This is a genomic window from Stappia sp. WLB 29 (assembly GCF_023507705.1).
Lineage (GTDB): Bacteria > Pseudomonadota > Alphaproteobacteria > Rhizobiales > Stappiaceae > Stappia.
On record NZ_JALBGD010000003.1, the window covers coordinates 427433 to 452656 of the forward strand.

Sequence of the window (25224 nt, forward strand, 5' to 3'; positions counted from 1 at the left end):
CCCCCTCCGCTGTCACGCCTGCGCAGGCAGGCGTCCAGTATCCGCTGGGGCGAATGATGGCACGCAGGCAGCAACCTCCGGCCTTGCGGCGGCAACCTTGCGACCTGAGCCGAACCGTTCGGGGTTACTGGTTCCCGGTCTTCGGCTGCGCCGAAACCGGGACGACACTCTGTGGGCGGGGCGGGCGGTGTGCTTTCCCCGCCGACTTGCCAAATATCGTCGCCCTCTTCAAAGCCGGACCGGGACGCCAGCTCGACACCATGAGGTGATGACGTTCATGGCAGGGAAGGGGGAAAAGCCCTCAGGACGCCAGCAGCGCATCCAGCAGGTCGGCGTAGATCGCCTCGACGCGCGCGGCGGCCTGCGCGCCCATGCGGTGGAAATAGGCAAGGCCGGGGGCGGCGTTGACCTCCAGCACCACCGGCGGCGCGCCGGGCTCGGCGAGCAGGTCGACGCCGGCAAAGCGCAAGCCGAGCGCAGCAGCGGCGCGGATCGCGGCATCGATGGCGGCGGGAGCGAGCGTGTCGGTGATGTCGCTGGCGCTGCCGCCGGTCGACAGGTTGGCATTGGCCAGCAGGGCGATGGCCGCGCCTTTTTCCGCGATGCTGTCCGGCGTGAAGCCCGAGGCGGCGAGCTCGCTGAGGATGCGGGGATCGTCGGCGGCGATCCGCGCGCCCTTGCCGTCGCTGGCGAATTCCGCCAGCCGGGCGGCGATCAGCGCGGAAAGCGGGCTGGCGCCGTCGCCGGTGACCGAAAGCGGACGGCGCGCGAAGGCGGCCTTGATCTCGCCGTCGAGCACGACGACCCGCAGGTCCTCGCCGGCGACCGCCTGCTGCACCAGCACCCGGTCGTGCAGCGCCAGCAGCGCATCGAGGGCAAGGTCGAGGCCGGCGGCGTCGCCGACACGGGTCACCCCGTCGCCTTCAGAGCCCTCGTTCGGCTTGGCGAAGAGGGGGTAGCCGACCTCCTCGGCGAAGGCATGCGCGGTCGCGCGGTCCGGCAGGCGCGCGGCGACGGACGGGTTCTTGAGGGAAAGCTGGACGGTGCGGCGCGGCCCGTGCAGCAGCACGCCGCGCGGGGTCGCGAGCCCGGCGGCCGCCAGGAAGCGGGCGGCGTAGTCCTTGTCGCGGGCAAGGGCGGCAGCGCCCGCCCGGTTGATGTCGAAATGGGTACCCTTGAAGAAATGCCGGCGGCCAACCGCATCGATCACCGCCCCGGCATAGCCGTAGAGCGGTTCGGTCTCGATGCGCGCGCCGCGTTGTGCGGCGAGGCGCTCGAGGATCTCGACAAAGACGGGCCGTCGCACGGTCGCCTGGGCTGTGCTCACGCGAAATGCGCCTGTGGAAGAGCGTCGGCCGGGCGGTCAGTTGCCGCGGCGCTGCATCGTGTTGGCGTTGTAGTCGATGTTGAAGAGCTTCGGATCGGTCGGCCCGTTCACCGAGGTGTTGTAGATCGCCACCGAGGTGTCGTAGCCCTGCGCGTCCGTCACCGTCCACTGCTTCAACTCGGTGGTGGCGGCGTCGAAGATCAGCGTCAGCTTGCCGGTGCCGAAGGTGGAATTGTCGGCCAGCACCACGGTGACCAGATCCGGCTCGACCGAGACGCTGGCGACTTCCGCGTCCGCTTCCAGATTGATCCGGTCGGCCAGCAGGAAGCGCAGCGGCGTCTCGTTCAGCGGCCAGATGTCCTGGGTGGCGAGCTTGCGGTCCTTGACCGAGACCGACTTGCCGTCGGCGACGATGTCCACCTTGGAGGGCGGGTTGTAATAGAAGCGGATCTTGCCCGGTCGGGCGAGATAGAACTTGCCTTCCGCCCGCTCGCCGTTGGGGCCGAACTGGATGAAGTCGCCATGCATGGTCTTCACCGAGTTGAAGTAGGAGTTCACCTCGGCGAGCTTGGTCTTCTGGTCCGAGCTCAGCGTGGCGGCACCGGCGGGTGCGAGGCCGGAAAGGGCAAGGGCCGCGCTGGCAGCAAGGGCAAGCAGCGTGCGGCGGGCGATGCTGGTCATCGAAACGGCTCCGTCGGCTCGGTCGGGTATGCGGCTCACCGGACGAGCGCGCCGCATACCGTCAATTGTCAGGATGCGCTAACAGGCAGCTGTGGCAAAGTTGCGACGGGCCGCGGGCTGCGTGCTTTGCGCCGTCAATAGTCGTCCTCGACCCCGTTCTGGACCAGGATTTCGCGCTTGCCGGCATGGTTGGCCGCGCCCACCAGCCCCTCGCGCTCCATCCGCTCGATGATCGAGGCGGCGCGGTTGTAGCCGATCGACAGGCGCCGCTGGATGTAGGAGGTCGAGGCCTTCTTGTCGCGCAGCACCACGGCGACCGCCTTGTCGTACAGGTCGTTGCCGTCGTCGTCGCCGCTGCCGCCACCGCCGGCCAGCGCGTCGTAGGGGCTGTCGCCGCCCTCGTCCTCTTCCGTCACCGCCTCGAGATATTGCGGCGTCCCCTGGCGCTTCAGGTGGTTGACGATGTCCTCGACCTCCTCGTCGGAGACGAAGGGGCCGTGGACGCGCTGGATGCGGCCGCCGCCGGCCATGTAGAGCATGTCGCCCTGGCCGAGCAGCTGTTCCGCGCCCTGCTCGCCGAGAATGGTGCGGCTGTCGATCTTCGACGTCACCTGGAAGGAGATGCGGGTCGGGAAGTTGGCCTTGATCGTGCCGGTGATGACGTCCACCGACGGGCGCTGGGTCGCCATGATCAGGTGGATGCCGGCGGCACGGGCCATCTGCGCCAGGCGCTGGATCGCGCCCTCGATGTCCTTGCCGGCGACCATCATCAGGTCGGCCATCTCGTCGACGATGACGACGATATAGGGCATCGTCTCCAGCGGCAGTTCCTCGTTCTCGAAGATCGGCTCGCCGGTGTTGCGGTCGAATCCGGTCTGCACCGTGCGATTGAAGACCTCGCCCTTTTCCAGCGCCTGGGCGACGCGGGTGTTGTAGCCGTCGATGTTGCGCACGCCCATTTTCGACATCTTCTTGTAGCGCTCCTCCATCTCGCGGACGGTCCACTTGAGCGCGACGACGGCCTTCTTCGGGTCGGTGACGACCGGCGTCAGGAGATGCGGGATGCCGTCGTAGATCGACAGTTCGAGCATCTTGGGATCGATCATGATCAGCTTGCACTGCTCCGGCTCCAGCCGGTAGAGCAGCGACAGGATCATGGTGTTGATGGCAACCGACTTGCCCGAGCCGGTGGTGCCGGCGACGAGCAGGTGCGGCATGCGGGCAAGGTCGGCGATCACCGGCTCGCCGCCGATGGTCTTGCCCAGCGTCAAGGCCAGCTTGGCCTTGGTCTTCTCGTAGTCGCTAGCGGCCAGCAGTTCGCGCAGGAACACCATCTCGCGGCGCTGGTTGGGCAGCTCGATGCCGATGGCGTTCTTGCCCGGGATCACCGCGACGCGGGCCGAAATGGCGCTCATCGAGCGGGCAATGTCGTCGGCAAGGCCGATGACGCGGCTCGACTTGATGCCGGGCGCCGGCTCCAGCTCGTAGAGGGTGACGACCGGACCGGGACGGACCTCGATGATCTCGCCGCGCACGCCGAAATCTTCCAGCACGCCCTCCAGGATGCGGGCATTCTGCTCCAGCGCATCGGTGTTGACGGCGGTCTGCTTGCCGGCCGCCTTCGGCTCGGACAGGAGATGCAGCGGCGGCAGCTCGTAGACGGACGGATTGCGCAGGAAGGAGGGCTGCGCCTCCTCGGTGGCGCGGCGTCCGGGCTTGGGCCGGCCGGCCGGCGGCACGACCCGGCTCGGCAGCTGCGCGGCCGGGCCGCGGCTCGCCGGTCCCGCAATGGCGCGCGGCAGCGGCGTCGACAGCTCGTCGAGCGGGCCGTCGTCGTCGAGATCCGGCAGGTCGTCGATTGTGGCGCCGGTTTCGCCCGCATAGGCGTCGTCGGCCTCGCCGGCTTCCTCGTCATAGTCCTCGCCATAGGCGTCGGCAAACGCCGGCTCGGCCGGGGCGGAGGTGTCGTAGAACGCGTCGAGGCCGTCGTCTTCCCTGGGCAGCAGCTTGCTGGCAAGGCGGCGGCGCAGGGCGGAGAAGCCGCCGCGGCGGCCGACCGGATCCTCGTCCTCGTGTTCCACCGGCTCTTGCGCGCGGGCACCGCGCCCCTCGACCCAGTCCTCGCCCTCCTCGTCGATGAAGGCATCGTCGTAAGGATCGGAGGCGCGGCGCGGGGCGGCGCGGCGGCCGAGCAGGCGGCGGGCATTGGCGCGCGCCAGCAGGCCCCAATGGGCGACGGCGCCTCTCAGCGCGCCGAAGCGGCTCTCGCCGGCATCCTCGTCGTCGTCGTCCTCGTCGAAATCCGGCACCGCGCCGACGGACCGGGCATGGTGCGAGGGCTCGGGCAAGGGAGCCCGCACGGGTTCCGGATCGCGGCCGAGCCAGCCGGCGGCGCGCAGCATGCAGATCACGGCCGGAACGCCGAGGCCGAGCATGCCGACGATCATCGCCATGCCGTCGGTGAGATCGCCGGTCAGCAGCGCCGGCAGGCGGTGGACGAAATCGCCGAGGAAGCCTCCAAGGCCGGTGGGCAGCGGCCAGCCGGAAGGAACAGGAAGGGCGGCGAGCGCGCCGGCGGCAAGCAGGGTGCCGATGCCCCAGAAGACGATGCGGCGGGTGGCGATGCGGGGGGCGCGGGCCGCGACCAGCCGCCAGCCCCACAGGACCACGGGGATGAGGAACACGGCCGAGGCAAGGCCGATCGCCTGCATGAACATGTCGGCGATGATCGCGCCGGGCTGGCCGAGCGCGTTGCGCACCGGCGCGGAAGTTGCGTGGCTGAGGCTCGGATCGCCCGTCGACCAGGTGGCGAGCGCGGCGGCGAGCGCGGCGCACAGCGCGATCAGCGACAGCCCGGCCGCGCCGATGATGTTACGCCTGAGGAAGCGCTTGAGCGGCGCTTCGGTGTCCTCGAGGCCGAGCGCTGCGGCCCGGCCGCTTCTCATCGGAGTGGCGCGACGCATCCTCTAGTCCCCCAGTACCGCAACCACGCGGGACAGCGCCCGCTCGATGGTCGTCTCGTCGTCGACGAGGGCAATGCGGATATAGTCCACACCCGGATTGCCCGAGGCCCCGTCCATCGCCAGGTAGGCACCCGGCAGCACCTTGACGCCGGCCTCGGCCCACAACCGCCGGGTGACCGTGACGCCGCTACCCCAGCGGGCGACGTCGAGCCACAGGAAGAAGCCGGCCTGCGGCACGACCGGGCCGAACAACGGCGCCAGCAGGCGCTGCGCCACGCCGTATTTCGCGTTGTAGAGCCGCCGGTTTTCGGCGACATGCGCCTCGTCCGCGAAGGCGGCGGCGGCCACCGCCTGCAGCGGCATGGAGACCTGCGGCGCGGCGAGCCCGCGGAAGCGCGCCCAGGCTTCCAGGAAGTCCGGATCGCCGGCCGCGAACCCGACGCGCAGGCCGGCAAGGTTCGAGCGCTTGGACAGCGAGTTGATGCCGACCACGTTGGCGAAGCCCTCGCCCATGGCATGGGCGGCCTCCAGCACGCCGGCGGGCGGCGTGTCGCGGTAGATCTCCGAGTAGCACTCGTCGGCGACCACCAGGAAGCGGTGGCGGCGGGCCAGCGCGATCACCCGCTGCCAGGTGGCGAGATCGGCGGCGACGCCCTGCGGGTTGGCCGGCGAGGCATAGTAGAAGGCGATGGTGCGGTCGAGCAGCTCGGGCGCCAGCGCATCGAGATCGGGCAGGAAGCCCGTTTCGGCGCGCGCATCGAGCGCGACCAGCTCGGCGCCGGCCACATGGGCGGCGGCGGCATAGGTCTGGTAGAACGGATTGGGCATCAGCACGGCCGGCCGGGCGCCCGTCTTGGCGAGAGTGTCCTTCGCGAGATAATCGCGGGCGCCGAGCGCGGCGAAGGTCAGTCCCTCGCGCGAGCCGTTCAGCGGCAGGATGCCGCGGGCAACGTCCAGCGTGCCGCCGAGGCCGTAGCGGCGGTCGAGCCAGGCTGTCACCGATTCGCGGAAGGCATCGGTGCCGCGAATATTGGGATAGCGGCTGAAATCGCCGATGGATCCGGCCAGGACCGGGGCGACGAAGCCGGGCACGGCATGGCGCGGCTCGCCGATGGTCATCACGACCGGGTCCATGCCCGGTGTAAGGTCGGCAATCAGCGCGGCCAGCCGCTCGAACGGATTCGAGGAGGGCAGGGAAGCGGACCTTGCGGCCTGGGGGGCGGCGTCAGAAGACATTCGGCTCGAACCATTCACCGGGTCCCGCCAGCCCTGCGGCGGACCTCCCGGCCTGTTGACGTCAGGCCGACCGTGCCGGCGCCCGGACGGGGCGACGGACGGAAGACCGGCTGCAGCGCCAAGCCTATTCGCCGATGGTAAATCCCTCATTAACCAAGCCGCGATCAGCCGTCCTGCCGGCGGACGGTGCGGTTGGCCGAGAGCGAGGGCGTCAGAAATCGCAGGCCAGGCCCTTGATCTCCCAGTCCTCGTAGCGGGTCGGCTCCAGCCCGCCGCGCCCGTCGATCTCGCGCGGCAGGGCTTCGGCCTTCGCGTCGATCTCGCGGCGGCGCGCCTCGGCTTCCAGCAGCGCCCGCTGGGCAGCCGGGGGCAGGTCCTCGAAGCGGCGCTGCGGGGCGGCGTCTTCGGTCGCGGTGCCTTCGGCGGCGGTCATGGCGGTGTCTTCGGTCTCGGTCATTGTCGTCGTGCTCCGGTCCGGGTCGGCCTTTCGGCCGCCGTCCTGCGGTGGGCTCGCGTTGCTCTCTTGCAGAAAATCGCGCTGCCGCCAACATATAGGATCAAAGATGCAACTGTCGCTATAGCGGCCCCACGACACAGGCAGGTGAGATGAACTATTTCCGCACCGCACTTCTGCTCGCCGCGATGACGGCGCTGTTCATGGGCGTCGGCTTTCTGATCGGCGGCGAGGGCGGCATGATGATCGCGCTCGCCGTTGCCGCGGCGATGAACCTGTTCAGCTACTGGAACTCCGACAAGATGGTGCTGCGCATGCACCATGCGGTGGAGGCCAACGAGAGCCAGGCGCCGGAGCTGTTCCACATGGTGCGGCAGCTCGCCGAGCGGGCCGACCTGCCGATGCCGAAGGTCTATCTCATCAACAATCCGCAGCCGAACGCCTTCGCCACGGGCCGAAATCCGCAGAATGCGGCCGTCGCCGCCACCACCGGGCTGCTGGAAAGCCTGACCATGGAAGAGATCGCCGGCGTGATGGCGCACGAGCTTGCCCATGTGAAGAACCGCGACACGCTGATCATGACCATGACGGCGACAATTGCCGGCGCGATCTCGATGCTCGCCAATTTCGCCTTCTTCTTCGGCGGCAACCGGGAGAACAACAACCCGCTCGGCTTCATCGGCGTGCTGATCGCGATGATCGTCGCCCCGCTCGCGGCGATGCTGGTGCAGATGGCGATCAGCCGCACGCGCGAATATGCCGCCGACCGCATGGGCGCGGAGATCTGCGGCAATCCGATCTGGCTCGCTTCCGCTCTGGCGAAGATCGCCGGCGGCGCGGCGCGGGTCCACAATCCGGACGCGGAGCGCAATCCGGCGACCGCCCATATGTTCATCATCAACCCGCTGTCGGGCGAGCGGATGGACAATCTGTTCTCCACCCATCCCAACACCGACAACCGCATCCGCGCGCTTCAGGAACTGGCCGGATCGATGGGCGGCGGCGGTTATTCGCGCGGCGGGGCCGCCTATGCGTCCACCGGGCCGCGCGATCGCGGCCCGGTCAACGAGGGTCCGGTGCGCAGCGATCCTCCGGGCCCCTGGGGGCGTTCGCGCCGCCGCAACGACGGCGGCACCGGGGGCGGTTCCGGCCGGCGCGGCCCCTGGGGCTGACGGCGGTCGACCGGACCGGATTCCGGCCATGCTGCTTTAGGGGTTGTGATTCCCTGCCGTTTGCGGGCATACCGCCTATCCTTCTTTTGATGCGGCGGTGCCGTGCGCTTCGCGCGCTGCCCGCCCCGTGAGGCGATCCGAGCCGGTGAGCGACAAGACCGACAACGGCGACCGCAGCGCCCGACCCCGCAAGGGGCAGGGGGGCAACCCCGTGCGCACCCGCTATCAGCCGGACCATTCGACGGTGGGCCTGGCGGCGCGCCGCGTTGCGGTGGAAATCCTCGGCCGTGTCGTGACCGGTCGCCGGCCGCTCGACGACGAGCTGAAGGAGAGCGGCGGCCATCCCGGCTTTGCCGCGCTAATCGCCCGCGACCGGGCCCTGGTGCGCGCAATGCTCGGCACGGCGCTGCGCCGGCGCGGGCAGATCTCGGCCATCGTCGACCGGCTGCTGGAGCGCCCGGTGCCGGAAAAGACCGGCTTCGTCCTCGACATTCTGCATATCGCGGCCGCGCAGGTTCTGTTCATGGAGGTGCCGGACCGGGCGGCGGTGGCCATCGCCGTGGCGTTGGCCGATGCGGACAACCGCTCGCGGCGCTACAAGGGCCTGGTCAATGCGGTGCTGCGGCGAATGGTGGCCGAACGCGAGGAGCTGCTCGCCGCCACGGCACAGCCCTGGCGCAACACGCCGGTCTGGCTGTTCGCCGGCTGGCAGAAGGCCTATGGCGAGGAAACGGCGCTCGCCCTTGCCGAGATGCACCTGCTGGAACCGAATCTCGATCTCACCGTGAAGGCCGACCCGCAGGGATGGGCCGAGCGCCTCGGCGGCACGGCCATCGGCGGCAACACGGTGCGGCTCACCCGACCGGGCGGGCGCATCGAGGCGCTGGAGGGATACGACGCCGGAACCTGGTGGGTGCAGGACGCGGCCGCCGCGATCCCGGCGCGGCTGCTCGGCGATGTCGCCGGATTGAGCGTTGCCGACCTGTGCGCGGCGCCCGGCGGCAAGACCGCGCAATTGGCGGCGGCCGGCGGCCATGTCACCGCCGTCGACATTTCCGCCCGCCGGCTGGAGCGGCTCTCGCAGAACCTTGCAAGGCTGGGCTTGAGCGCCGAGGTGGTGGCCGCCGACCTTGCCAACTACGAACCCGCCGCGCCGTTCGACGCCATCCTGCTGGACGCGCCGTGTTCGGCGACCGGCACGATCCGCCGCCATCCGGAAGTGGCCTGGAACCGTCGGGCGGAGGATGTGGCGAGCCTTGCCGCCGCCCAGGCGCTGCTGCTGGAGCGCGTGAGCGGGTGGCTCAAGCCGGGCGGATGCCTCGTCTATTGCACCTGCTCGCTGGAGCCGGCGGAGGGCGAGCAGGTGATCGCCCGGTTCCTTGCCGCCACCCCCGGTTTCGCGCGCCTGCCCATCGCGGAGGCGGAGACGGGCTTTGCGGGTCTGGTGACGGCGGACGGCGACCTGCGGACCCTGCCGGTGTCGCTGCCGCGCGAGCCGCGCCAGGACGGCGGCATGGACGGCTTCTTCGCCGCCCGTCTCGTCCGTCGCTGATCCGCCCTCAAGACGCCTTGCATCCGCTGTGAAACCCTCGAATCGTGCTGAAATGGGTAACGGATCGCTAACCCTGTTGCCGGAAACTGAAGTTTGCAGGCGAAGTGGATTCGCGAAAGGGCTCGGCACGACGGCAGCGCGGCTGGAGGGAAGGTGGCACAGGTGACGCTAATGTCGGTGACCGAACGGGCACGGGTGTGGCGTCTCCTCACGCAGGCCGCCTGGCAGTCCCTGCTCAGATGGATGCATGGCGGGCCGCTGTTCCGCTGGCGGCTGTTTTCCGGCACGCCCGCACGCCTGATCATCGCCCCGCAGGACCTGCGCACCGCCGACGGCACCAATGCCGCCGACATCTATGCCGGGCGCTTCCTGTTCGCCGGCCAACTGGTCGAGACATCCGGCCAATCCCCGTTCGAGGTGCACGCGCCGTCCGCCGACTGGGCCCGCGCCCTGCACGGCTTCGGCTGGCTCCGCCACCTCAAGGCGGCCGAGACCGTGGTCGCGCGGCAGAATGCGCGGGCGCTGGTCGACGACTGGATCAGAAGCTGCGGCTACTGGCAGGACACGGCCTGGGAGCAGCAGGTGGTGGCGCGCCGGGTGCTGGCCTGGCTGTCGCAATCGCCGCTGATCCTGGAGGGTTGCGACCGCGAGTTCTATCGCCGCTTCCTGCGCTCGCTCGCCCGGCAGGTCCGCTACCTGCGCCGCACCATGAACGAGACGCCGGACGGGGTGCCGCGCCTGCAGGCGGCCATGGCCGTTGCCGCGGCCACCGTCTCCATGTCGGGGCAGGGGCGCTTCGTGCGCCAGAGCCTGCGCCGGCTGGACCAGGAACTCGCTCGCCAGGTCCTTGCCGATGGTGGCCACATCTCGCGCAATCCGGCCGCACTGCTGGATATCCTCGTCGACCTGTTGCCGGTGCGCCAGGCGCTGACCGTGCAGGGCATGCCGGCCTCGCCGATGGTGATGCAGGCAATCGACCGGATGATGCCGATGGTCCGCTTTTTCCGCCACGGCGACGGCACCTTCGCGCATTTCAACGGCATGGGCGCGACACCGGTCGACCTCGTCGCGACGATCCTTGCCTATGACGATGCGCGCGGCGGTCCGCCGGGCAATGCGCCGCATTCGGGCTACCAGCGCGTCGCCTGCGGCGACACCCTGCTGCTGATGGATACCGGCGTGCCGCCGGAGCCGGCGCTGAGCCTGACCGCCCATGCCGGGTGCCTGTCCTTCGAGATGTCGTCGCGGCGCACGCGCATCGTCGTCAATTGCGGCGTCTCGAACAGCGAGCGCGGCGCCTGGCGCTCGGTCTCGCGGGCAACGGCCGCCCATTCCACCGCGACGATCGACGACACCTCGTCCGCGCGCTTCCTGTCGGAAGCGCGTTTCGGCGGCTGGCTCGGCGCGCCGATCCTCACCGGGCCGACCAGCGTGCCGGTGGAGCGCGAGGAGGGTCCTTCCGGCGTGCGCATCGTCGCCAGCCACAACGGCTACCAGGACAACCTGCGCCTGATCCACGAGCGCGACATTACCCTGTCGCAGGACGGCAGCGTGCTCGACGGCATCGACCGGTTCCGCCCGACCGCGCGCACCGGACGCGACCACGAATTCGCCATCCGCTTCCATCTGCACCCCTCGATCAAGGCGAGCTCGATCCGCTCGGGCACCGGCATCCTGCTGGTGGCGCCGGACGGCGAGGCGTGGGAGTTCACCGCGCCGGGCTGCGAGATGGGCATCGAGGAATCCATTTATCTGTCCGACAGTTCCGGCCATCGGCGGTGCGAGCAGATCGTGCTCTACGGCCGGCTTGCCCATCGCCGCGAGGCGGCCTGGCAGTTCTGCCGCACGGCGGCGGGGCGGGCGACGCGGCGGCGCGTCAGCGACACGGCCAGCGGCGAGCTCGACCTTTAAGGGCGTCCTGCTGTGGTGCGCAGCCTGTGCGTCTTGCGCATTTTTTACCCAATCCCCCTTCCTCGGCTTCCGGTTTTCCGCGCTTCGTGCTAGGCGCACGCAGATCACTGTCCCGCCGAAAACCCGAAGGACCCTCCGCAATGGCCGTGGTGTCGAAACGCATTCCCGTTCCCGATCTCGTTCCCGTCAGGCGCGCCCTGCTCTCCGTCTCCGACAAGACAGGCCTCATCGAGTTCGCGACCGCGCTTGCAGGGCTCGGCGTCGAGTTGGTCTCGACCGGCGGCACGCGCAAGACGCTCGCGGATGCCGGGCTGAAGGTGCTCGACATTTCGGAGGTCACCGGCTTTCCCGAGATCATGGACGGGCGCGTCAAGACGCTGCATCCGTCGGTGCATGGCGGTCTGCTGGCCATCCGCGACGATGCCGAGCATGCCGCGGCGATGAAGGAGCACGGCATCACCGGCATCGACCTCGTCTGCGTCAATCTCTATCCCTTCGAGGAGACGGTCGCTTCCGGCGCCGACTTCGCGCTCGCCATCGAGAACATCGACATCGGCGGCCCGGCGATGACCCGCGCGGCGGCCAAGAACCATGCCTATGTGACGATGGTCAGCGATCCGGCCGACTATGCCGAGGTGATCGAGGCGCTCGGCGAACACGAGGGGCAGGTGCCGCTGGCGCTGCGCAAGCGGCTGGCGCAGAAGGCCTTTGCCCGCACCGCGGCCTATGACGCGGCCGTTTCCAACTGGTTCGCCGCTTCCATCGGGGAGGACGCGCCGGCGCATGTGGCCTTCGGCGGCCGTCTCGCCTCGGTCATGCGCTACGGCGAGAACCCGCATCAGAAGGCGGCGTTCTACCTGACGCCGGAGCGCCGCTTCGGCGTCGCCACCGCCCGCCAGGTGCAGGGCAAGGAGCTGTCCTACAACAACATCAACGACACGGATGCCGCGTTCGAACTGGTCAGCGAGTTCGATCCGGGCGTGTCGCCGGCGGTTGCCATCATCAAGCACGCCAACCCCTGCGGCGTCGCCACGGGCGCGACCCTCAAGGACGCCTATCTGAAGGCGTTGGCCTGCGATCCGGTTTCCGCCTTCGGCGGCATCGTCGCGCTCAACAGCAAGCTGGACGCGGCCGCGGCCGAGGAGATCGTCAAGATCTTCACCGAGGTGATCATCGCCCCGGAGGCCAGCGACGAGGCGCTCGCCATCGTCGCCGCCAAGAAGAACCTGCGCCTCTTGATCACCGGCGGGCTCGCCGATCCGCGCGCCGGTGCGCGCATCGTCAAGTCGGTGGCCGGCGGCCTGCTGGTGCAGGATCGCGACACCGGCACGGTGGAGGATCTCGATCTCAAGGTGGTGACGAAGCGCGCCCCGACCGAGCAGGAAATGGCCGACCTCAAGTTCGCCTTCCGCGTCGCGAAGCACGTCAAGTCGAACGCTATCGTCTATGTGCGCGAGGGCGCGACCGCCGGTATCGGCGCCGGCCAGATGAGCCGCATCGACAGCGCCCGTATCGCCGCGCGCAAGGCCGAGGACGCGGCGGAGGCGGCAGGCGCCGACCGGCCGAACACCATCGGTTCGGTGGTGGCGTCCGACGCCTTCTTCCCCTTCGCCGACGGACTTCTGGCCGCGGCCGCCGCCGGGGCGACGGCGGTGATCCAGCCGGGCGGCTCGATGCGCGATGCGGAAGTGATCGCCGCGGCCGACGAGGCCGGGCTTGCCATGGTCTTTACCGGCATGCGGCACTTCCGTCACTGACGGCTGTCATGGCGCCCTGCACGGGCGCGTTTTGTCAGCATCTTTGAAAATGCACCGCGCCCGCCCCACATAAAGGGCGGGCGCGGGCCGTTTCGGCCCACACATGGGGTAAAAAGCGGGCCGTTCCGGCCCGTGTTGGGGGCTGTCCGCAGGACCTTCGCAAGGTCCGGCAAGGAGACGGCAGGCATGGCGGCACGTTACGACGATCTCGGCATCGATCCGGAAATCCTCGGCCCCGAAAAGGGCCGCGAGGAGCGGGTCGGGGCGCGCCTTTTCAAGGTGGCGCGCAAGGCGGCGCGGCAGATCCCCTTCATGGAGGATGTCATCGCCGCCTATTACTGCGCCGTGGATCCGGCAACGCCGGTGCGCGTACGCGGCACGATCTTCGCCGGCCTTGCCTATTTCGTCATGCCCTTCGACATCATCCCCGACGCCATCCTCGGCATCGGCTTCACGGACGATGCCAGCATCCTGCTCGGCGTGCTGGCGCTGATCGGCAGTCATATGCGCGAGGAGCACCGGGAGGCGGCGCGCGCAGCGCTGGGCAAGGCCGATACTGAAGACGACAACAGCCAAGCCAGCAGCAGGGCCTGATCAGACCGGCAGGCCGGTCCCGCGGCCGGTGAGGCGGCGGTAATGCGCCCAAAGCAGCCGCGCCGCAACGCCGCGCCAAGGCGACCAGCGCCGGGCCAGCCGTTCGGCCTCGCGCGGGTTCGGCCGCACATCCAGGGCAAGGGCGTCGCGCAGGGCTTCCTGCAGGGCGACATCGCCGGCGGGAAAGACATCCGGGTGCCCGGCGCAGAACAGCAGGAAGACATCCGCCGTCCACGGCCCGATGCCGCGCAAGGAGACGAGGCGGGCGCGGGCATCCTCCGCCGGCAGGTCGACGAGGCCGGCGAGGTCGAGGCCGTCGGCAACGGCCTCAGCGATGGCGCGAAAGGTGGCGATCTTGGCGCGCGACAGGCCGGCCTGGCCGAGCTGGTCGTCGCTCAGGCGCAGGATGGTCGCTGCATCGAACGGGGCGATCAGCGTTTCAAGCCGGCCGTAGATGGCCGCGGCGCTCGCCAGCGACACCTGCTGGGCAGTGACGATGCGGGCAAGCTCGGCGAAGGTCGGGGGATGGCGGCGCAGCGGCAGCGGATCGCCGGCCGCGGCAAGACGGCCGAGATCCGGTGCGATGGCCAGAAGCTCCCGCAGTCCGGCGGCGAGGTGGTCCTCGTTGTCGATCCGGGACGGGGCGCGCTTGTCGTCCCTCATGCGGATGCTGCCGGCTTTGTCGGTGCGACCGGGACTTCGATCAGAACAGGTCGAAGGAAAAGCGGTAGGTGACGCCGGCGCCGATGGAGAACTGGTTTTCGTTGCCACGGCGAACGATCGGGCTGTTGCGGGCGTCGCCGATGTAGCGGTCCCAGCCGGCCTGCAGGTGCAGTGCCGTCTGATCCGTGACCGCATAGCTGGCGCGACCCGAGAGGCCGACCGACTTGAAGCCGCCGCTGGCCTTATAGGCGGTCAGGTTGCCGAGCGAGGCGGCCGCCTCGGCGGCGGTGACCCCGAAATAAGTGCCCATATAATCGCCGCTGGCGAAATCGGCGCGGGGGCCGAAGGCGATTTCCAACCGTTCCATCGGGTTCAGGATGACGTCTGCGCCGACCTGGCCGACCTGGCCGGAGTGGCCGTTGATGCCCTGGCGCAACTCGACGAAGGCGCTGAACCAGTCGTAGCGGAAACCGGCGCCGAGGCCGAGCTCCAGCGCCCAGTCGACCTTGTCGGTGCCGGTCAGCTTGACGCTGTCGGAGGCCTTGCGCTCGCCCACGAAGTTGATCGAGGGGAAGAAGAAGACGCCGCGGGTGGTCTTCTCGCCGTCGCTCACCTGGCCGAGGCCCGGCAGGTAGAATCGGCCGAAGGAGATGATCGGCAGCGGCGAGACCATCATCTTGTCGGCGCCTTCGTATTTCGGCTTCACCAGCGCGCCGACGCCGAGGTCGATGACATACTGCCGGGACGGCAGGGGCATATCCTGTGGCGCCGCCATGCCGTCCTGGGCGAGGGCCGCCGGAGCGGCCAGGCTCGCGCCGGCCAGAAGGGCGGCGGCGGTAAGGGCGGAAACGAGGGTGTTCTTGCGCATGGCGGTCGGGCCTGCTCCGGCTGTCGGCGTCTGTGAAGACTTGTGTATTCCGGTTTAGCTGACCGAACCCTTACCGCGAAGCGATTTCGCAGCGATGTGACCGGCTTGCGCCACCCTGTTGCAGGCTTGCATCGCCTGCAGGGTGGCGCAGTGCCCGGCTCAGGGACGGCGCCCCAGCGCCAGCTTGGTCATGCCGGGGATCAGCGGTTCGACCGAGACGTCGGCAAAGCCGGCGGCCGTGAGCCGCTTCGCCAGCCAATCGTCGGCGATCGAGCGGGCCTCGGGCGTGAAGGCCGTGTGCTGGAGCTGCCACAAGGCGGTGTTGCGCGGGCCCTTGCGGTCGGCATCGACGACGAAGTCGTGGATCATCAGCAGCCCGCCCGGCGCCAGATGCGCGAAGGCGCGGGCGAAGAGATCGTCATGGGCATGGTCCGGCACGCCGGACAGCAGATAGGACATCAACACCGCGTCCTGGTCCTTGGGCCACTCGGCCTCGAGAGCGTTGCCCCGCCGGTATTCGATGCGTTCCGACAGGCCGGCGCGGGCGACGAAGCCCTCGCCGATATCCGCAACGTTCGGAAACTCGACGAGGGTTGCGGACAATTGCGGGAAGGCCTTGCACAGGGTGATGGCGAAGGCGCCGGTGCCGCCGCCGACATCGAGCAGGCTGCGCGCCTGCGAAAGGTCGACTCGCTTGGCAAGGCCGCGTGCCGGGCCGAGCGAGCCGGCATGCTGGCTCTCGGAGTAGAGGCGGGCCTCGTCCGGGTCGGAGAACCAGTCGTCATAGGAGGCGGTCGCCTCCTGCGGCAGCTCGCCGGCCAGCGCCGGTTCGATCTGGTCCATCAGCGGGTACATCTGCTGGCCGACCTGCAGGCGCAGGTAGTCGCCGAAGTCGTGGCGGGCGCCCTTGACCAGGAACCGCTCGGCGGCGGGGGAATTGGCGTAGCGCCCGTCCCGGATCCCGGTCAGGCCGAGCGAGGTGAGGGCGGTCATCAGGGTGCGGCAGCGTTCGCGCGGCAGGCCGATCCTGGGGGCGAGATCGTCGGCGGAGGCCGGGCCCTCGCCCAGCTCGGTGAAGACCCCGAAGTGGAGCGCGGCGAACAGCGCCTTCGATCCCATGTAGCCGAAAGCGATGTCCGAGATGTCCTCGGCCTCTGTCAGAACCGTCATCGTGCTGTCGTCCCTCCCGTCAGGTTCGGGACCCGCGTATTACGGCATTCCGGATGGAAATACGTCGGCACGCCGAAGAACGTCGATGACGTTTCGGCCGGGGCGGATCCCTGTTGATGATGGGATCTTCTTAATACGAAACGGATCGGCAATCCACCGGCCGGGGACAGATTGCAAGTCTTTCGGGCAACTGCCCATCCGGTGGGCGCCCGGTCAGCGGGACGTGGCGCTGCGATACCAGGCGGCGAGAACGGCGCGTTCGTCCGGCTCGATATAGGTCACGTTGGCCGGCGGCATGGCGTGGGTGATGCCGGCCTGCAGGTAGATCTCGCGGGCGTGCTCGGCGATCTCCGCGTCGCTTTCCAGCCGCACGCCCTTGGGGGCCGCCGCCATTCCCTCCCACAGCGGCTCGGCCGCATGGCACATGGAGCAGCGCGTCAGCACCGTGTCGCGCGCCGCCTCGAAATGCTCGTCCTCGACGAAGCGGGCGACCTGCGGCGGCAGGCGGCCGGTGCGTTCCGCCGTCTCGCTGGCCTCCTCGCCGGGACGCAGGGTCGACAGCCAGACGACGGCGAGGAAGATCCCGGCGGTGACGAACCAGGTCCACCACGGCGCATCCTTGCGGGCGTGGGTGCTGTTGAAGAAGTGCCGAATCGTGACGCCCATCAGGAAAACCAGCGAGGCGATCACCCAATTGTACTGCGTCGCGAAGGCCAGGGGATAATGATTGGACAGCATCAAAAAGACGACGGGGAGAGTGAGGTAATTGTTGTGCAGCGAGCGCTGCTTGGCCTGGGCGCCGAGCGAAGGGGCCGGCGTCTTTCCAGCCAGAAGCGCGGCGACCACCTTCTTCTGGTTGGGGATGATCAGCAGGAAGACGTTGGCCGACATGATGGTGGCGGTGAAGGCGCCCAGATGCAGGAAGGCGGCGCGGCCGGTGAAGACCTGGGTGTAGCCCCAGGCCATGGCGACCAGCACGACGTAGAGCAGCAGCATCAGCCCGGTGGTGCTGCGCCCGAGCGGCGAGCGGCAGAGCAGGTCGTAGACGATCCAGCCGAAGGCGATGGAGGCGATGGAGAGCGCGATGGCGCCCGGCCGCGACAGCTCCATGACCGAGGGATCGATCATGTAGAGATCGGCGCCGGCATAGTAGACGACGCACATCAGCGCGAAGCCCGAAAGCCAGGTGGCGTAGCTCTCCCACTTGAACCAGGTCAGGTGCTCGGGAAGGCTGGCGGGCGCCACCAGATACTTGCGGATGTGGTAGAAGCCGCCGCCATGGACCTGCCATTCCTCGCCATGGGCACCAGGGGGAAGGTCGGGCGCCTTGCGCAGGCCCAGATCGAGGGCGATGAAGTAGAAGGACGAGCCGATCCAGGCGATGGCCGTCACCACATGCAGCCAGCGCAAGGCGAAGGACAGCCAGTCCCAGGCGATCGCCACTTCCATCGCAGTCTCTCCTTCCCAAAGGGCCGTGCAGGCCCCGTGCCCCCTACACCGGATGCATCGCGCCCGGTCATTGCATCGGCAGGAGCATGTTCGCCGCTGCCGGGCCGTCCGTCGTGCCCAAAATCGAATCACAGAACCTGCGCAGATCCGCGCGGCCGCGCTGACGGATTCCGCGCGAGACTGACAGATCCGCGATTTGCAAAAAAGTCGCGATATGCTTCGATCACTATCAAGATTTTCTTGAAAGCGGTAAGGGCATCCCATGTCCTATGTGAACACTCTCCGGGTTTTCGTGCGGGCCGTCGATCTCGGCTCGATGTCGGCGGCGGCGCGCGACCAGCGGGTCTCGCCGGCGGTGGTGTCCAGCCGCATCGGCGAGCTGGAAAAGCATCTCGGCGTGCGCCTGTTCAACCGCACGACGCGCAAGCTGACGCCGACCGAGCACGGCTCGATCTTCTACAAGGGCGCGGTGAAGATCCTCGACGCCATCGAGGAGGCGGAAGCGGCGGTGGCCGATGTCGCCCGCCATCCGCGCGGCTCGATCTTCGTGGCCGCGCCGCTCGGCCTCGGGCGGCGGCTGGTGGCGCCGCTGATCCCGGCGTTCAAGGCGGACTATCCGGATATCGACGTGCGGCTGCGCCTGTCCGACCGCAAGGTCGACGTGCTGGGCGAGGGGCTGGATATCGCCTTCGTGCTGGGCCAGCCGGCCGATTCGGCCCTGAAGATGCGCCCCGTCGTCGACTGCGCGCGGGTGCTGTGCGCCGCGCCCGACTATCTGGCCGCCCATGGCACGCCGGAGAGCGGCGCGGAGCTGGTGCGCGGCCGCCATTCCTGCCTGCTGCTGCGCTTTCCCGGCACCAGCGAATTCAACTGGACGCTCAAGGGGCCGGGCGGGCCGGAGCGCCATGAAGTGTCGGGGCCGTTCGAATCCGACGACGGCGATGTGCTCACCGATTGGGCGCTTGCCGGCTGCGGCATCGTCAACAAGCCGCTGTTCGAGGTGGCGCATCACCTGCGGGCCGGGCGGCTGGTCGAGGTCTGCCGGGCGACGCCGCCGCTGCCGGTGCAGCTTGCCTGCCTCTATCCGCACAAGCGCTACCAGGACCCGAAGATCCGCCTGTTCATCGACTTCGTGACCGCGCGCTGCAAGGCGGCGGTCGATGCCGCCCTTGCCGGAGATTGAGCGGGGAGACTGAGAGGGGATTGCGCGGGCAGTGGCGACACGCCGCGAGGCGAGCGGTGCGGGTGTAAATCTGCCGCGAAGGCCGTTTCCCCACCGGCGAGGGAGCAAATCGGGGTCGAATCTATCCCCGTCCACCCCGAAAAGAACCGGAATCCGGTTGAAATATTTGCTGAAATCGGCGGAATTTGCGCGGGTTTGCGACGGATTTTGCGAGATTTCGAGAAAGCTGCGCAAAATCCGTCGCAAACCCGGATCAACTTCGCGCAAACGGGGACAAGTGAAGGGCGCTTCCGGAGGCGTCACGTACAGCCCCGCAAGCCCCGGCGCGGCGGACATCTCTTTCAAGAAAAATTTGAAAGAGAGGGTCATTGTTTTGCATTACCAATAGACGAACCCATCCGGAGATCCATCCGTGACCGCAAGCGAGCATTCCGATCCGTCTTCCGCGACGCGTCCCTCGGTGATGGACCGCGCCGCCTTCCTCGTCCGGTTCGGCGGGGTCTTCGAACATTCGCCCTGGATCGCCGAGCGGGCGCTTGCGAAAGGGCTCGGACCCGATGCCGACACGGCGGAGGGGCTGCATGCGCGGCTGGTTGCGGAGTTCCGCGCGGCGAGCGAGGACGAGCGGCTCGGCGTGTTGCGGGCGCATCCCGATCTTGCCGGCAAGCTGGCGGCGGCCAAGCGCCTGACGGCGGAGTCCGCCGGCGAGCAGGCCTCCGCCGGGCTCGACGCGCTGACCGACACGGAGCGCGCCCGCTTCACCGCCCTCAACGAGGCTTACACCTCCCGCTTCGGCTTCCCCTTCATCCTGGCGGTGAAGGGGCGCAGCAAGGCGGAAATCCTGGAGAATTTCGAGGCCCGCATCGCCAACGACCGGCGGGCCGAGTTTTCGACCGCCTGTGCCCAGGTGGAGCGGATCGCGCTGCTGCGGCTCAAGGATCTGATTGCCGGTTGAGCCGGCGCGGTCCGACCTGTTCGCCTCTGTTTTTCGGCGCGCCTCCCGCGTGCCCTTGTCTGCCTTTTGATGCGCGCCTTGCGCGCCTTAGCATGAAGGACCCTTGTCATGACGTCTCATCAGCCGGACAGCCGTCCGGACTTCGCCCGCAAGGACATCAATCTCGCCTCCGCCGGCCTCGGAGCCGCCGCGGTGTCGGTCACCGACGACTTCTTCGCCGAGGTCTCGCGGATGCTCGCGGACGATGCGGCGGTGTTCTATCCGGATCGCTACGACGACAACGGCAAGTGGATGGACGGCTGGGAATCACGCCGCCGCCGGGGACCGGGCCACGACATCGCGGTGGTGCGCCTGGCCGTGCGCGGCCGCATCACCGGCTTCGACGTCGACACCTCGCATTTCACCGGCAACTACCCGCCGGCCTGCCGCATCGAGGCGGCTGCTTGCGCCGGCGAGCCGGACGCTGCGACCCGGTGGACCGAGCTGCTGCCGATGTCGCCGCTGGGGCCGAGCGCCCATCACTATTTCACCTGTCTCGACGCCGGCGTGTGGACCCATGTGCGGCTGCACATCCATCCCGACGGCGGCGTTGCGCGCCTTCGCGTCTATGGCCGGCCGGAGCTCGACCGGCAGGCGGCGGGCGCTGCGGAGCTGGATCTCGCCTCGGCGCTGAACGGGGCGCGGATCGTCGCCTTTTCCGACGCGCATTACGGCGCCTATCACCGCATGCTGGCGCCGGGACGCGGGCTCAACATGGGCGACGGCTGGGAAACCCGCCGGCGCCGCGAGCCGGGGCACGACTGGATCATCGTCGAGCTGGGCGCGCGCGGCATCATTGAGCGGGCCAGCGTCGACACGGCCTTCTACAAGGGCAACTTCCCGGAAAGCTGCTCGATGCAGGCAGCCGATCTTGGCGGCATGACCGGCGATCTCGACCGGGCCATCGTCACCTCCTCGATGTTCTGGGAAGAACTGGTCGGGCGCACGAAACTCTCCGCCGACGCGATCCACGAGATCGGCAGGGAAGCGGTCAAGCCGCTCGGCCCGGTCACCCATGTGCGCCTCAACATCCATCCCGACGGCGGCATCAGCCGGCTGCGGCTGTTCGGCCGCCTCGCCTGAAGGGGGCTGTGGGGGCTCGGGGAGGGGCGAGGCGGTGCCACCCCCCTCGGCTGTCACGCCTGCGCAGGCAGGCGTCCAGTATCCGCTGGGACGCATGAGTGTGCGACGGCTGCAGCCTCCGGCCTTGCGACGGCAGCGCTGAGGTCTGAGCCGAACCGTTCGGGGTTACTGGTTCCCGGTCTTCGGCTGCGCCGAAACCGGGATAACATCCTGCGGGTGGGGTTCGCGTCGGGTAACTTTGCGCAGCGGAGTTTTTCTGCTGGTGTTTTTCCGCTGATGCCTCTCCTTGCGTCTTCCCGGACGAGGCCGTAGGCCGAAGATCCGGGACCGGGGAGCCCCGGCGGTCGGGGTGCGCTCCGTCGCGGGTGCTGCTCACCCCCCTCTGTCGGCTGCGCCGACATCTCCCCCTCATCTCTTTCTCGGGGGGGAGACCGGAGTGCGCGGCTCGGCCAGCGTGTCGTAGCTGCCGCTCTGGCAGCCAATAGGCCCCGGGTCGCGGCTGCGCCTTGCCCGGGGTGACGGTGGAGGGTGAGGCGAGGCAGTGCCCCTCTCTCAGGCCGTCATCCCGGCCGCGCGTCAGCGCAGAGCCGGGAACCATTGGTGCCCTCAGCACGCGCGAGGTGGAAGGCGCTGACCCCACTCTCGCTTGTCATACCTGCGAAGGCAGGTATCCAGTATCCGCCAGGCTGGATGTTTGCGCGAGAGCAGCAGCCACCGGCGGTCCGGCGGCAGCGCCGGGCCTCACGCGAGCCGTTCGGGACGACAGCGGAGTGCCTGTTTCCCGCCGGCGGGTGGCGCGCGCTCCCTCAGCGCGTGTGGCGCGAGAGGGTGAGCTGCACCACGAACATCGCCCAGACCATGTTGGCGCGGCGGCGGTCGCCGGCCAGGAAATCGTCCCAGAACAGGCGCACCAGCTCCTCGTCCAGCAGGCCGAGGCGGGCGATCTGCGCGGACGAGAACATGTCCTCGGCGAGCGGGCGCAGCGGGCCCTTGAGCCAATCGGCGCAGGGAATGCCGAAGCCGCGCTTGGGCCGGTCCCACAGGGCGGCGGGCACATAGCGATCCAGCACCTGCTTGACCACGCCCTTGCGCTGGCCGCCCATCAGCCGCACCCGGTCGGGCAGCGACAGCGCGAAGCGCACCACGGCCGGATCGAGGAAGGGCACGCGGGTTTCCAGCGCATGGGCCATGGCGGCGCGGTCGACCTTCACCAGGATGTCGTCGGGCAGGTAGTGGACGAGATCGAGCAGGCTCGCCTGTTCCAGCACGCTCCAGCCGGTTTCCTGCGCCACCGTGTCGGCGAGCGGGTGGGTCTCGCGCGCACTGCCGGGCACCAGCCGGTGGGCGGTGTCCATCAGCGTGAACTTGCGCTCATAGGCGGCGACCGCCGAGCGGGCGGTGAGGCCGGCGAGCTTTTCCTCCAGCCGCAGGCGCAGGCCGGCCGGGCTCTTGCGCCCGATGCGCGACAGGCCGAGCCGCTCGGCCGGGGCGACGATGCCGGCAAGCTGGGCCGAGACATAGGCGCGGCGGGCGGCGCGCCCGATGCGCGCGGACAGGGTGCCCTGCCACTGCCGGTCGATGGAATGATAACGTCCGTAGCCGGCAAACAACTCGTCGGCGGCGTCGCCCGACAGGCTGACGGTGACCCGGGTGCGGGCGAAGCGGGCGACCATGTAGGTCGGCAGCTGCGACTGGTCGGTGAAGGGCTCGTCGTAGACGTCCGGCATCTCGTCGACGAGGTCGCGCGCCTCCTCGCCGGAGAGGAAGATCTCGTTGTGGCGGGTGCCGAGGTGGTTCGCGACGGCGCGGGCGAACTCCGCCTCGTTGGTGGCCTTGTCGTGGAAGCCGAGGGAGAAGGTCTCGACCGGCGCGGCGCTCAGCGACTGCATCATCGCGGCGATGGTGGAGGAATCGATGCCGCCCGACAGGAAGGCGCCGAGCGGCACGTCGGAGATCATCTGCCGGGCGACGGAGCCGCGCAGCAGCTCGTCGAGCTGGTCGACGGCCTCCTGGTCGCTGCCGGCAAAGCGGTTGCGGCGGGCGATGCGCGCCTCTTCCAGCGTGTCCCACCAGGAGGTGACGCGCCAGCTCTCGGGGGTGAGTGCGCCCGCGTCGATCTCGACGATGGTGCCGGGCGCGATCTTGACCGCCTGGGTGAAGGCGGTGCGCGGGGCGGGGATGTAGCCGTGGCGCAGGCACAGGGCGATGGCCTGGCGGTCGATCTCGCCGGTCCAGGCGGGATGGGTGCGCAGCGCCTTGATCTCCGAGGCGAAGGCGATCTCGCCGCCGAACAGGCCGACATGCAGCGGCTTCTCGCCGAAGCGGTCGCGGGAAAGCGACAGCACCCGGCGCTCGCGGTCCCACAGGGCGATGGCGAACATGCCGGCGGTGCGCTTCAAGGTCTCGGCAAGGCCCCATGCGCGGATGCCGGCGAGCAGCACCTCGGTGTCGGAATGGCCGCGCCATTCGGGCGCAAGGCCGGCCTCCTCCAGCTCGCGGCGCAACTCGAGGTAATTGTAGATCTCGCCGTTGTAGGAGACGACGTAGCGCCCGCAGGGCGAATGCATCGGCTGGGCGCCGGCGGGGCTGAGGTCGAGGATCGACAGGCGGCGATGGACGAGGCCGATGCCGGCCTCGGCATCGCGCCAGACATCGCCGGCGTCGGGACCGCGATGGCGGATCGCCTCGCCCAGGGCGGCAAGCGCGGCGGGCTCGAGGGCGGGCGAGCCGAGAGGGGCAAAGATGCCGGCAATTCCGCACATCGGAAGGCGCTCCAGCGAGAGACGCGAAAGGGACGCGAGAAGTGGGGCGGACCGGCTACTCGGCGGCCATGGCGGCTGCGGAGTGCGCGTCGGCGCGGCCGATCCAGCGGTCGAGGAACGCGTCGAGCCAGGCCTTCACCGCCGGGTCGAAGGCGAAGCGGCCGGCGAAATGGTCGCGCCGGTCGCGGGCGCCGGGCAGCTCCATGCGGGGGGCGCCGCGCGTCGTCCAGCGGACCATCATCTGGTAGGTCAGCTCGGGATGGAACTGGATGCCGTAGGCGCAGGGGCCGACGCGGATCGCCTGGTTGGGATAGGTCTCGCCGGTGGCGAGCAGCTCGGCGCCTTGCGGCAGGTCGAAGCCCTCGCGGTGCCACTGGTAGACCTTGCCCGGCCATTTCGGCATGAGCTCGCGGCCGATATCGGTCGGCGAAAGGTCGTAATAGCCGATCTCGACGAGGCCGTCGTCATGGCCGTAGACGCGCGCGCCGAGATTGCGCGCCAGCATCTGCGCGCCGAGGCAGATGCCGAGGAACGGCTTTTCCTCGCGCAGCGGCACGTCGATCCAGTCGGTCTCGCGGGCGATGAAGGCGTCGGTGTCGTTGGCGCTCATCGGCCCGCCGAAGACGACGGCGCCGACGTGGTCGGCCAGGGTCTCGGGCAGCAGCTCGCCGAAGCGCGGCCGGCGGATGTCGAGGGCGAAGCCGCGGCGCACGAGCTCCTGCCCGACGCGGCCGGGCGTCGAGGTTTCCTGATGCAGGACGATGAGAACCTTGGGCCGTGCGGCCAGCTCTTTGGGATCCAGGATCATGGCACCAGTTTATATTGCAACGCGATACGACGTCGAGAGGACAGCACGGTCAGGCCTCGCCCGAGGCATTGCCGGAGCCGGCGGAGGTGTCGCCGGCGACCTTGCGGCGCAGGGCCAGCCGGTCGCGCGAGGAAATGCCGAGCAGTTCGGCGACGCGCCAGATCGTGTTGTCCTCGAATTCGTGGACGGTGCCGTCGGCATAGACCAGCTCCCACATCATCTCGATGACCTTGAGCCGCTCTTCCAGTTCCAGGCTGCGCTTGAGCACCGAGGTGAAGCCGTAAAGGTCCACCGCCTCGTTGTCGCGGCGCGTCGCCTCGCGGATCAGGTCGGCGGTCATCTCGGGCGTCAGCTTGTAATTGGCCCGCAGGACCTCGGTCAGCGCCGCCCGCTCCACGTCGTCGACCACGCCGTCGACGGAGATGATGTGCACGAGCAGGGCCGCCGCCGCGAGGCGGTGGTCGTCCTCGGCGAAGCTCAGCTCGCCGCTTTCGCCCGTGACCGCGGTGCGCAAAAACCGCTTCAACGCAGAAAACATATCCCCTCCGATGCCGTCCGCAACCGCGGCAGCATCCGCAATCCGGGCGCGATTGTCCA

The 25224-nt window shown here is 69.1% G+C and carries 19 protein-coding genes and 1 pseudogene; 8 read left to right on the forward strand and 12 right to left on the reverse strand.

Annotation, left to right across the window (positions count from 1 at the left end; translation table 11 throughout):
- Positions 1 to 301: 301 nt before the first annotated feature.
- The 5 genes from MNI96_RS08345 to MNI96_RS08365 form a co-directional block, all read right to left on the reverse strand.
- Complete coding sequence (locus tag MNI96_RS08345; RefSeq protein ID WP_249692047.1) at positions 302 to 1327, reverse strand: ATP-dependent carboxylate-amine ligase; 1026 nt, start codon at positions 1325 to 1327, stop codon at positions 302 to 304.
- Positions 1328 to 1363: 36 nt separating this feature from the next.
- Positions 1364 to 2008 (reverse strand): outer-membrane lipoprotein carrier protein LolA, encoded by a 645-nt coding sequence (locus tag MNI96_RS08350; RefSeq protein WP_249692049.1) that lies wholly within the window; start codon positions 2006 to 2008, stop codon positions 1364 to 1366.
- 134 nt (positions 2009 to 2142) lie between these two features.
- A complete protein-coding gene (locus MNI96_RS08355) occupies positions 2143 to 4971 on the reverse strand; it encodes an FtsK/SpoIIIE family DNA translocase (protein ID WP_249692051.1) in 2829 nt (942 codons plus the stop codon).
- 3 nt (positions 4972 to 4974) lie between these two features.
- Positions 4975 to 6207: an aminotransferase class I/II-fold pyridoxal phosphate-dependent enzyme gene (locus MNI96_RS08360; protein ID WP_249692053.1), complete on the reverse strand. Its 1233-nt coding sequence runs from the start codon at positions 6205 to 6207 to the stop codon at positions 4975 to 4977.
- A gap of 211 nt (positions 6208 to 6418) precedes the next feature.
- Positions 6419 to 6640: a DUF1674 domain-containing protein gene (locus MNI96_RS08365; protein WP_249692233.1), complete on the reverse strand. Its 222-nt coding sequence runs from the start codon at positions 6638 to 6640 to the stop codon at positions 6419 to 6421.
- A 173-nt stretch (positions 6641 to 6813) separates the two neighbouring features.
- On the opposite strand from MNI96_RS08365, the gene htpX reads away from it, so the two are divergent.
- The 5 genes from htpX to MNI96_RS08390 all read left to right on the forward strand — a co-directional run bounded on the left by htpX (position 6814) and on the right by MNI96_RS08390 (position 13647).
- Positions 6814 to 7833 carry a zinc metalloprotease HtpX gene (gene htpX, locus MNI96_RS08370; protein ID WP_249692055.1) on the forward strand — a complete coding sequence of 340 codons (1020 nt, stop codon included), beginning with the start codon at positions 6814 to 6816 and terminating at the stop codon, positions 7831 to 7833.
- A gap of 145 nt (positions 7834 to 7978) precedes the next feature.
- Positions 7979 to 9385: an RsmB/NOP family class I SAM-dependent RNA methyltransferase gene (locus MNI96_RS08375; protein WP_249692057.1), complete on the forward strand. Its 1407-nt coding sequence runs from the start codon at positions 7979 to 7981 to the stop codon at positions 9383 to 9385.
- A gap of 153 nt (positions 9386 to 9538) precedes the next feature.
- A complete protein-coding gene (locus MNI96_RS08380; protein ID WP_349629140.1) occupies positions 9539 to 11296 on the forward strand; it encodes a heparinase II/III family protein in 1758 nt (585 codons plus the stop codon).
- Between the two features lie 140 nt (positions 11297 to 11436).
- Positions 11437 to 13053: a bifunctional phosphoribosylaminoimidazolecarboxamide formyltransferase/IMP cyclohydrolase gene (purH, locus tag MNI96_RS08385; protein WP_249692059.1), complete on the forward strand. Its 1617-nt coding sequence runs from the start codon at positions 11437 to 11439 to the stop codon at positions 13051 to 13053.
- Between the two features lie 186 nt (positions 13054 to 13239).
- Positions 13240 to 13647, forward strand: a complete 408-nt coding sequence (locus MNI96_RS08390; protein ID WP_249692061.1) for a YkvA family protein — start codon at positions 13240 to 13242, stop codon at positions 13645 to 13647.
- On the opposite strand, the gene MNI96_RS08395 is transcribed toward MNI96_RS08390, so the two are convergent.
- The 4 genes from MNI96_RS08395 to MNI96_RS08410 form a co-directional block, all read right to left on the reverse strand.
- Positions 13648 to 14310 carry a DNA-3-methyladenine glycosylase family protein gene (locus tag MNI96_RS08395; RefSeq protein WP_249692063.1) on the reverse strand — a complete coding sequence of 221 codons (663 nt, stop codon included), beginning with the start codon at positions 14308 to 14310 and terminating at the stop codon, positions 13648 to 13650. It lies immediately after the preceding gene.
- A 40-nt stretch (positions 14311 to 14350) separates the two neighbouring features.
- Positions 14351 to 15178: a MipA/OmpV family protein gene (locus tag MNI96_RS08400; protein ID WP_249692065.1), complete on the reverse strand. Its 828-nt coding sequence runs from the start codon at positions 15176 to 15178 to the stop codon at positions 14351 to 14353.
- A 159-nt stretch (positions 15179 to 15337) separates the two neighbouring features.
- Complete coding sequence (locus MNI96_RS08405; RefSeq protein WP_249692067.1) at positions 15338 to 16348, reverse strand: methyltransferase; 1011 nt, start codon at positions 16346 to 16348, stop codon at positions 15338 to 15340.
- A 213-nt stretch (positions 16349 to 16561) separates the two neighbouring features.
- Positions 16562 to 17797, reverse strand: a complete 1236-nt coding sequence (locus MNI96_RS08410; RefSeq protein ID WP_249692069.1) for a urate hydroxylase PuuD — start codon at positions 17795 to 17797, stop codon at positions 16562 to 16564.
- A gap of 262 nt (positions 17798 to 18059) precedes the next feature.
- Here MNI96_RS08410 and MNI96_RS08415 point away from each other — a divergent pair, with 262 nt between their 5' ends.
- The 3 genes and pseudogenes from MNI96_RS08415 to alc all read left to right on the forward strand — a co-directional run bounded on the left by MNI96_RS08415 (position 18060) and on the right by alc (position 21057).
- Positions 18060 to 18980 carry a LysR family transcriptional regulator gene (locus MNI96_RS08415; RefSeq protein ID WP_249692071.1) on the forward strand — a complete coding sequence of 307 codons (921 nt, stop codon included), beginning with the start codon at positions 18060 to 18062 and terminating at the stop codon, positions 18978 to 18980.
- Between the two features lie 424 nt (positions 18981 to 19404).
- Positions 19405 to 19935: pseudogene (gene uraD, locus MNI96_RS08420) on the forward strand (2-oxo-4-hydroxy-4-carboxy-5-ureidoimidazoline decarboxylase); the annotation flags it as partial.
- Positions 19936 to 20043: 108 nt separating this feature from the next.
- Complete coding sequence (alc, locus tag MNI96_RS08425; RefSeq protein WP_249692073.1) at positions 20044 to 21057, forward strand: allantoicase; 1014 nt, start codon at positions 20044 to 20046, stop codon at positions 21055 to 21057.
- A gap of 806 nt (positions 21058 to 21863) precedes the next feature.
- Here alc and asnB read toward each other — a convergent pair.
- Genes asnB through MNI96_RS08440 form a run of 3 tightly spaced genes read right to left on the reverse strand, consistent with a single transcriptional unit; the run spans position 21864 to position 25165 of the window.
- Positions 21864 to 23819 (reverse strand): asparagine synthase (glutamine-hydrolyzing), encoded by a 1956-nt coding sequence (gene asnB, locus MNI96_RS08430; RefSeq protein ID WP_249692075.1) that lies wholly within the window; start codon positions 23817 to 23819, stop codon positions 21864 to 21866.
- A gap of 55 nt (positions 23820 to 23874) precedes the next feature.
- Positions 23875 to 24627 carry a glutamine amidotransferase gene (locus MNI96_RS08435; protein ID WP_249692077.1) on the reverse strand — a complete coding sequence of 251 codons (753 nt, stop codon included), beginning with the start codon at positions 24625 to 24627 and terminating at the stop codon, positions 23875 to 23877.
- A gap of 49 nt (positions 24628 to 24676) precedes the next feature.
- Positions 24677 to 25165 (reverse strand): tellurite resistance TerB family protein, encoded by a 489-nt coding sequence (locus tag MNI96_RS08440; RefSeq protein WP_249692079.1) that lies wholly within the window; start codon positions 25163 to 25165, stop codon positions 24677 to 24679.
- Positions 25166 to 25224 lie beyond the last annotated feature (59 nt).

Coding starts and splice junctions, on each gene's coding strand:
- MNI96_RS08350 (WP_249692049.1), bottom strand. CDS start 2,008: ATGACCAGCATCGCCCGCCGCACGCTGCTTGCCCTTGCTGCCAGCGCG.
- MNI96_RS08355 (WP_249692051.1), bottom strand. CDS start 4,971: ATGCGTCGCGCCACTCCGATGAGAAGCGGCCGGGCCGCAGCGCTCGGC.
- MNI96_RS08360 (WP_249692053.1), bottom strand. CDS start 6,207: ATGTCTTCTGACGCCGCCCCCCAGGCCGCAAGGTCCGCTTCCCTGCCC.
- MNI96_RS08365 (WP_249692233.1), bottom strand. CDS start 6,640: ATGACCGCCGCCGAAGGCACCGCGACCGAAGACGCCGCCCCGCAGCGC.
- htpX (WP_249692055.1), top strand. CDS start 6,814: ATGAACTATTTCCGCACCGCACTTCTGCTCGCCGCGATGACGGCGCTG.
- purH (WP_249692059.1), top strand. CDS start 11,437: ATGGCCGTGGTGTCGAAACGCATTCCCGTTCCCGATCTCGTTCCCGTC.
- MNI96_RS08390 (WP_249692061.1), top strand. CDS start 13,240: ATGGCGGCACGTTACGACGATCTCGGCATCGATCCGGAAATCCTCGGC.
- MNI96_RS08395 (WP_249692063.1), bottom strand. CDS start 14,310: ATGAGGGACGACAAGCGCGCCCCGTCCCGGATCGACAACGAGGACCAC.
- MNI96_RS08400 (WP_249692065.1), bottom strand. CDS start 15,178: ATGCGCAAGAACACCCTCGTTTCCGCCCTTACCGCCGCCGCCCTTCTG.
- MNI96_RS08405 (WP_249692067.1), bottom strand. CDS start 16,348: ATGACGGTTCTGACAGAGGCCGAGGACATCTCGGACATCGCTTTCGGC.
- MNI96_RS08410 (WP_249692069.1), bottom strand. CDS start 17,797: ATGGAAGTGGCGATCGCCTGGGACTGGCTGTCCTTCGCCTTGCGCTGG.
- MNI96_RS08415 (WP_249692071.1), top strand. CDS start 18,060: ATGTCCTATGTGAACACTCTCCGGGTTTTCGTGCGGGCCGTCGATCTC.
- alc (WP_249692073.1), top strand. CDS start 20,044: ATGACGTCTCATCAGCCGGACAGCCGTCCGGACTTCGCCCGCAAGGAC.
- asnB (WP_249692075.1), bottom strand. CDS start 23,819: ATGTGCGGAATTGCCGGCATCTTTGCCCCTCTCGGCTCGCCCGCCCTC.
- MNI96_RS08435 (WP_249692077.1), bottom strand. CDS start 24,627: ATGATCCTGGATCCCAAAGAGCTGGCCGCACGGCCCAAGGTTCTCATC.
- MNI96_RS08440 (WP_249692079.1), bottom strand. CDS start 25,165: ATGTTTTCTGCGTTGAAGCGGTTTTTGCGCACCGCGGTCACGGGCGAA.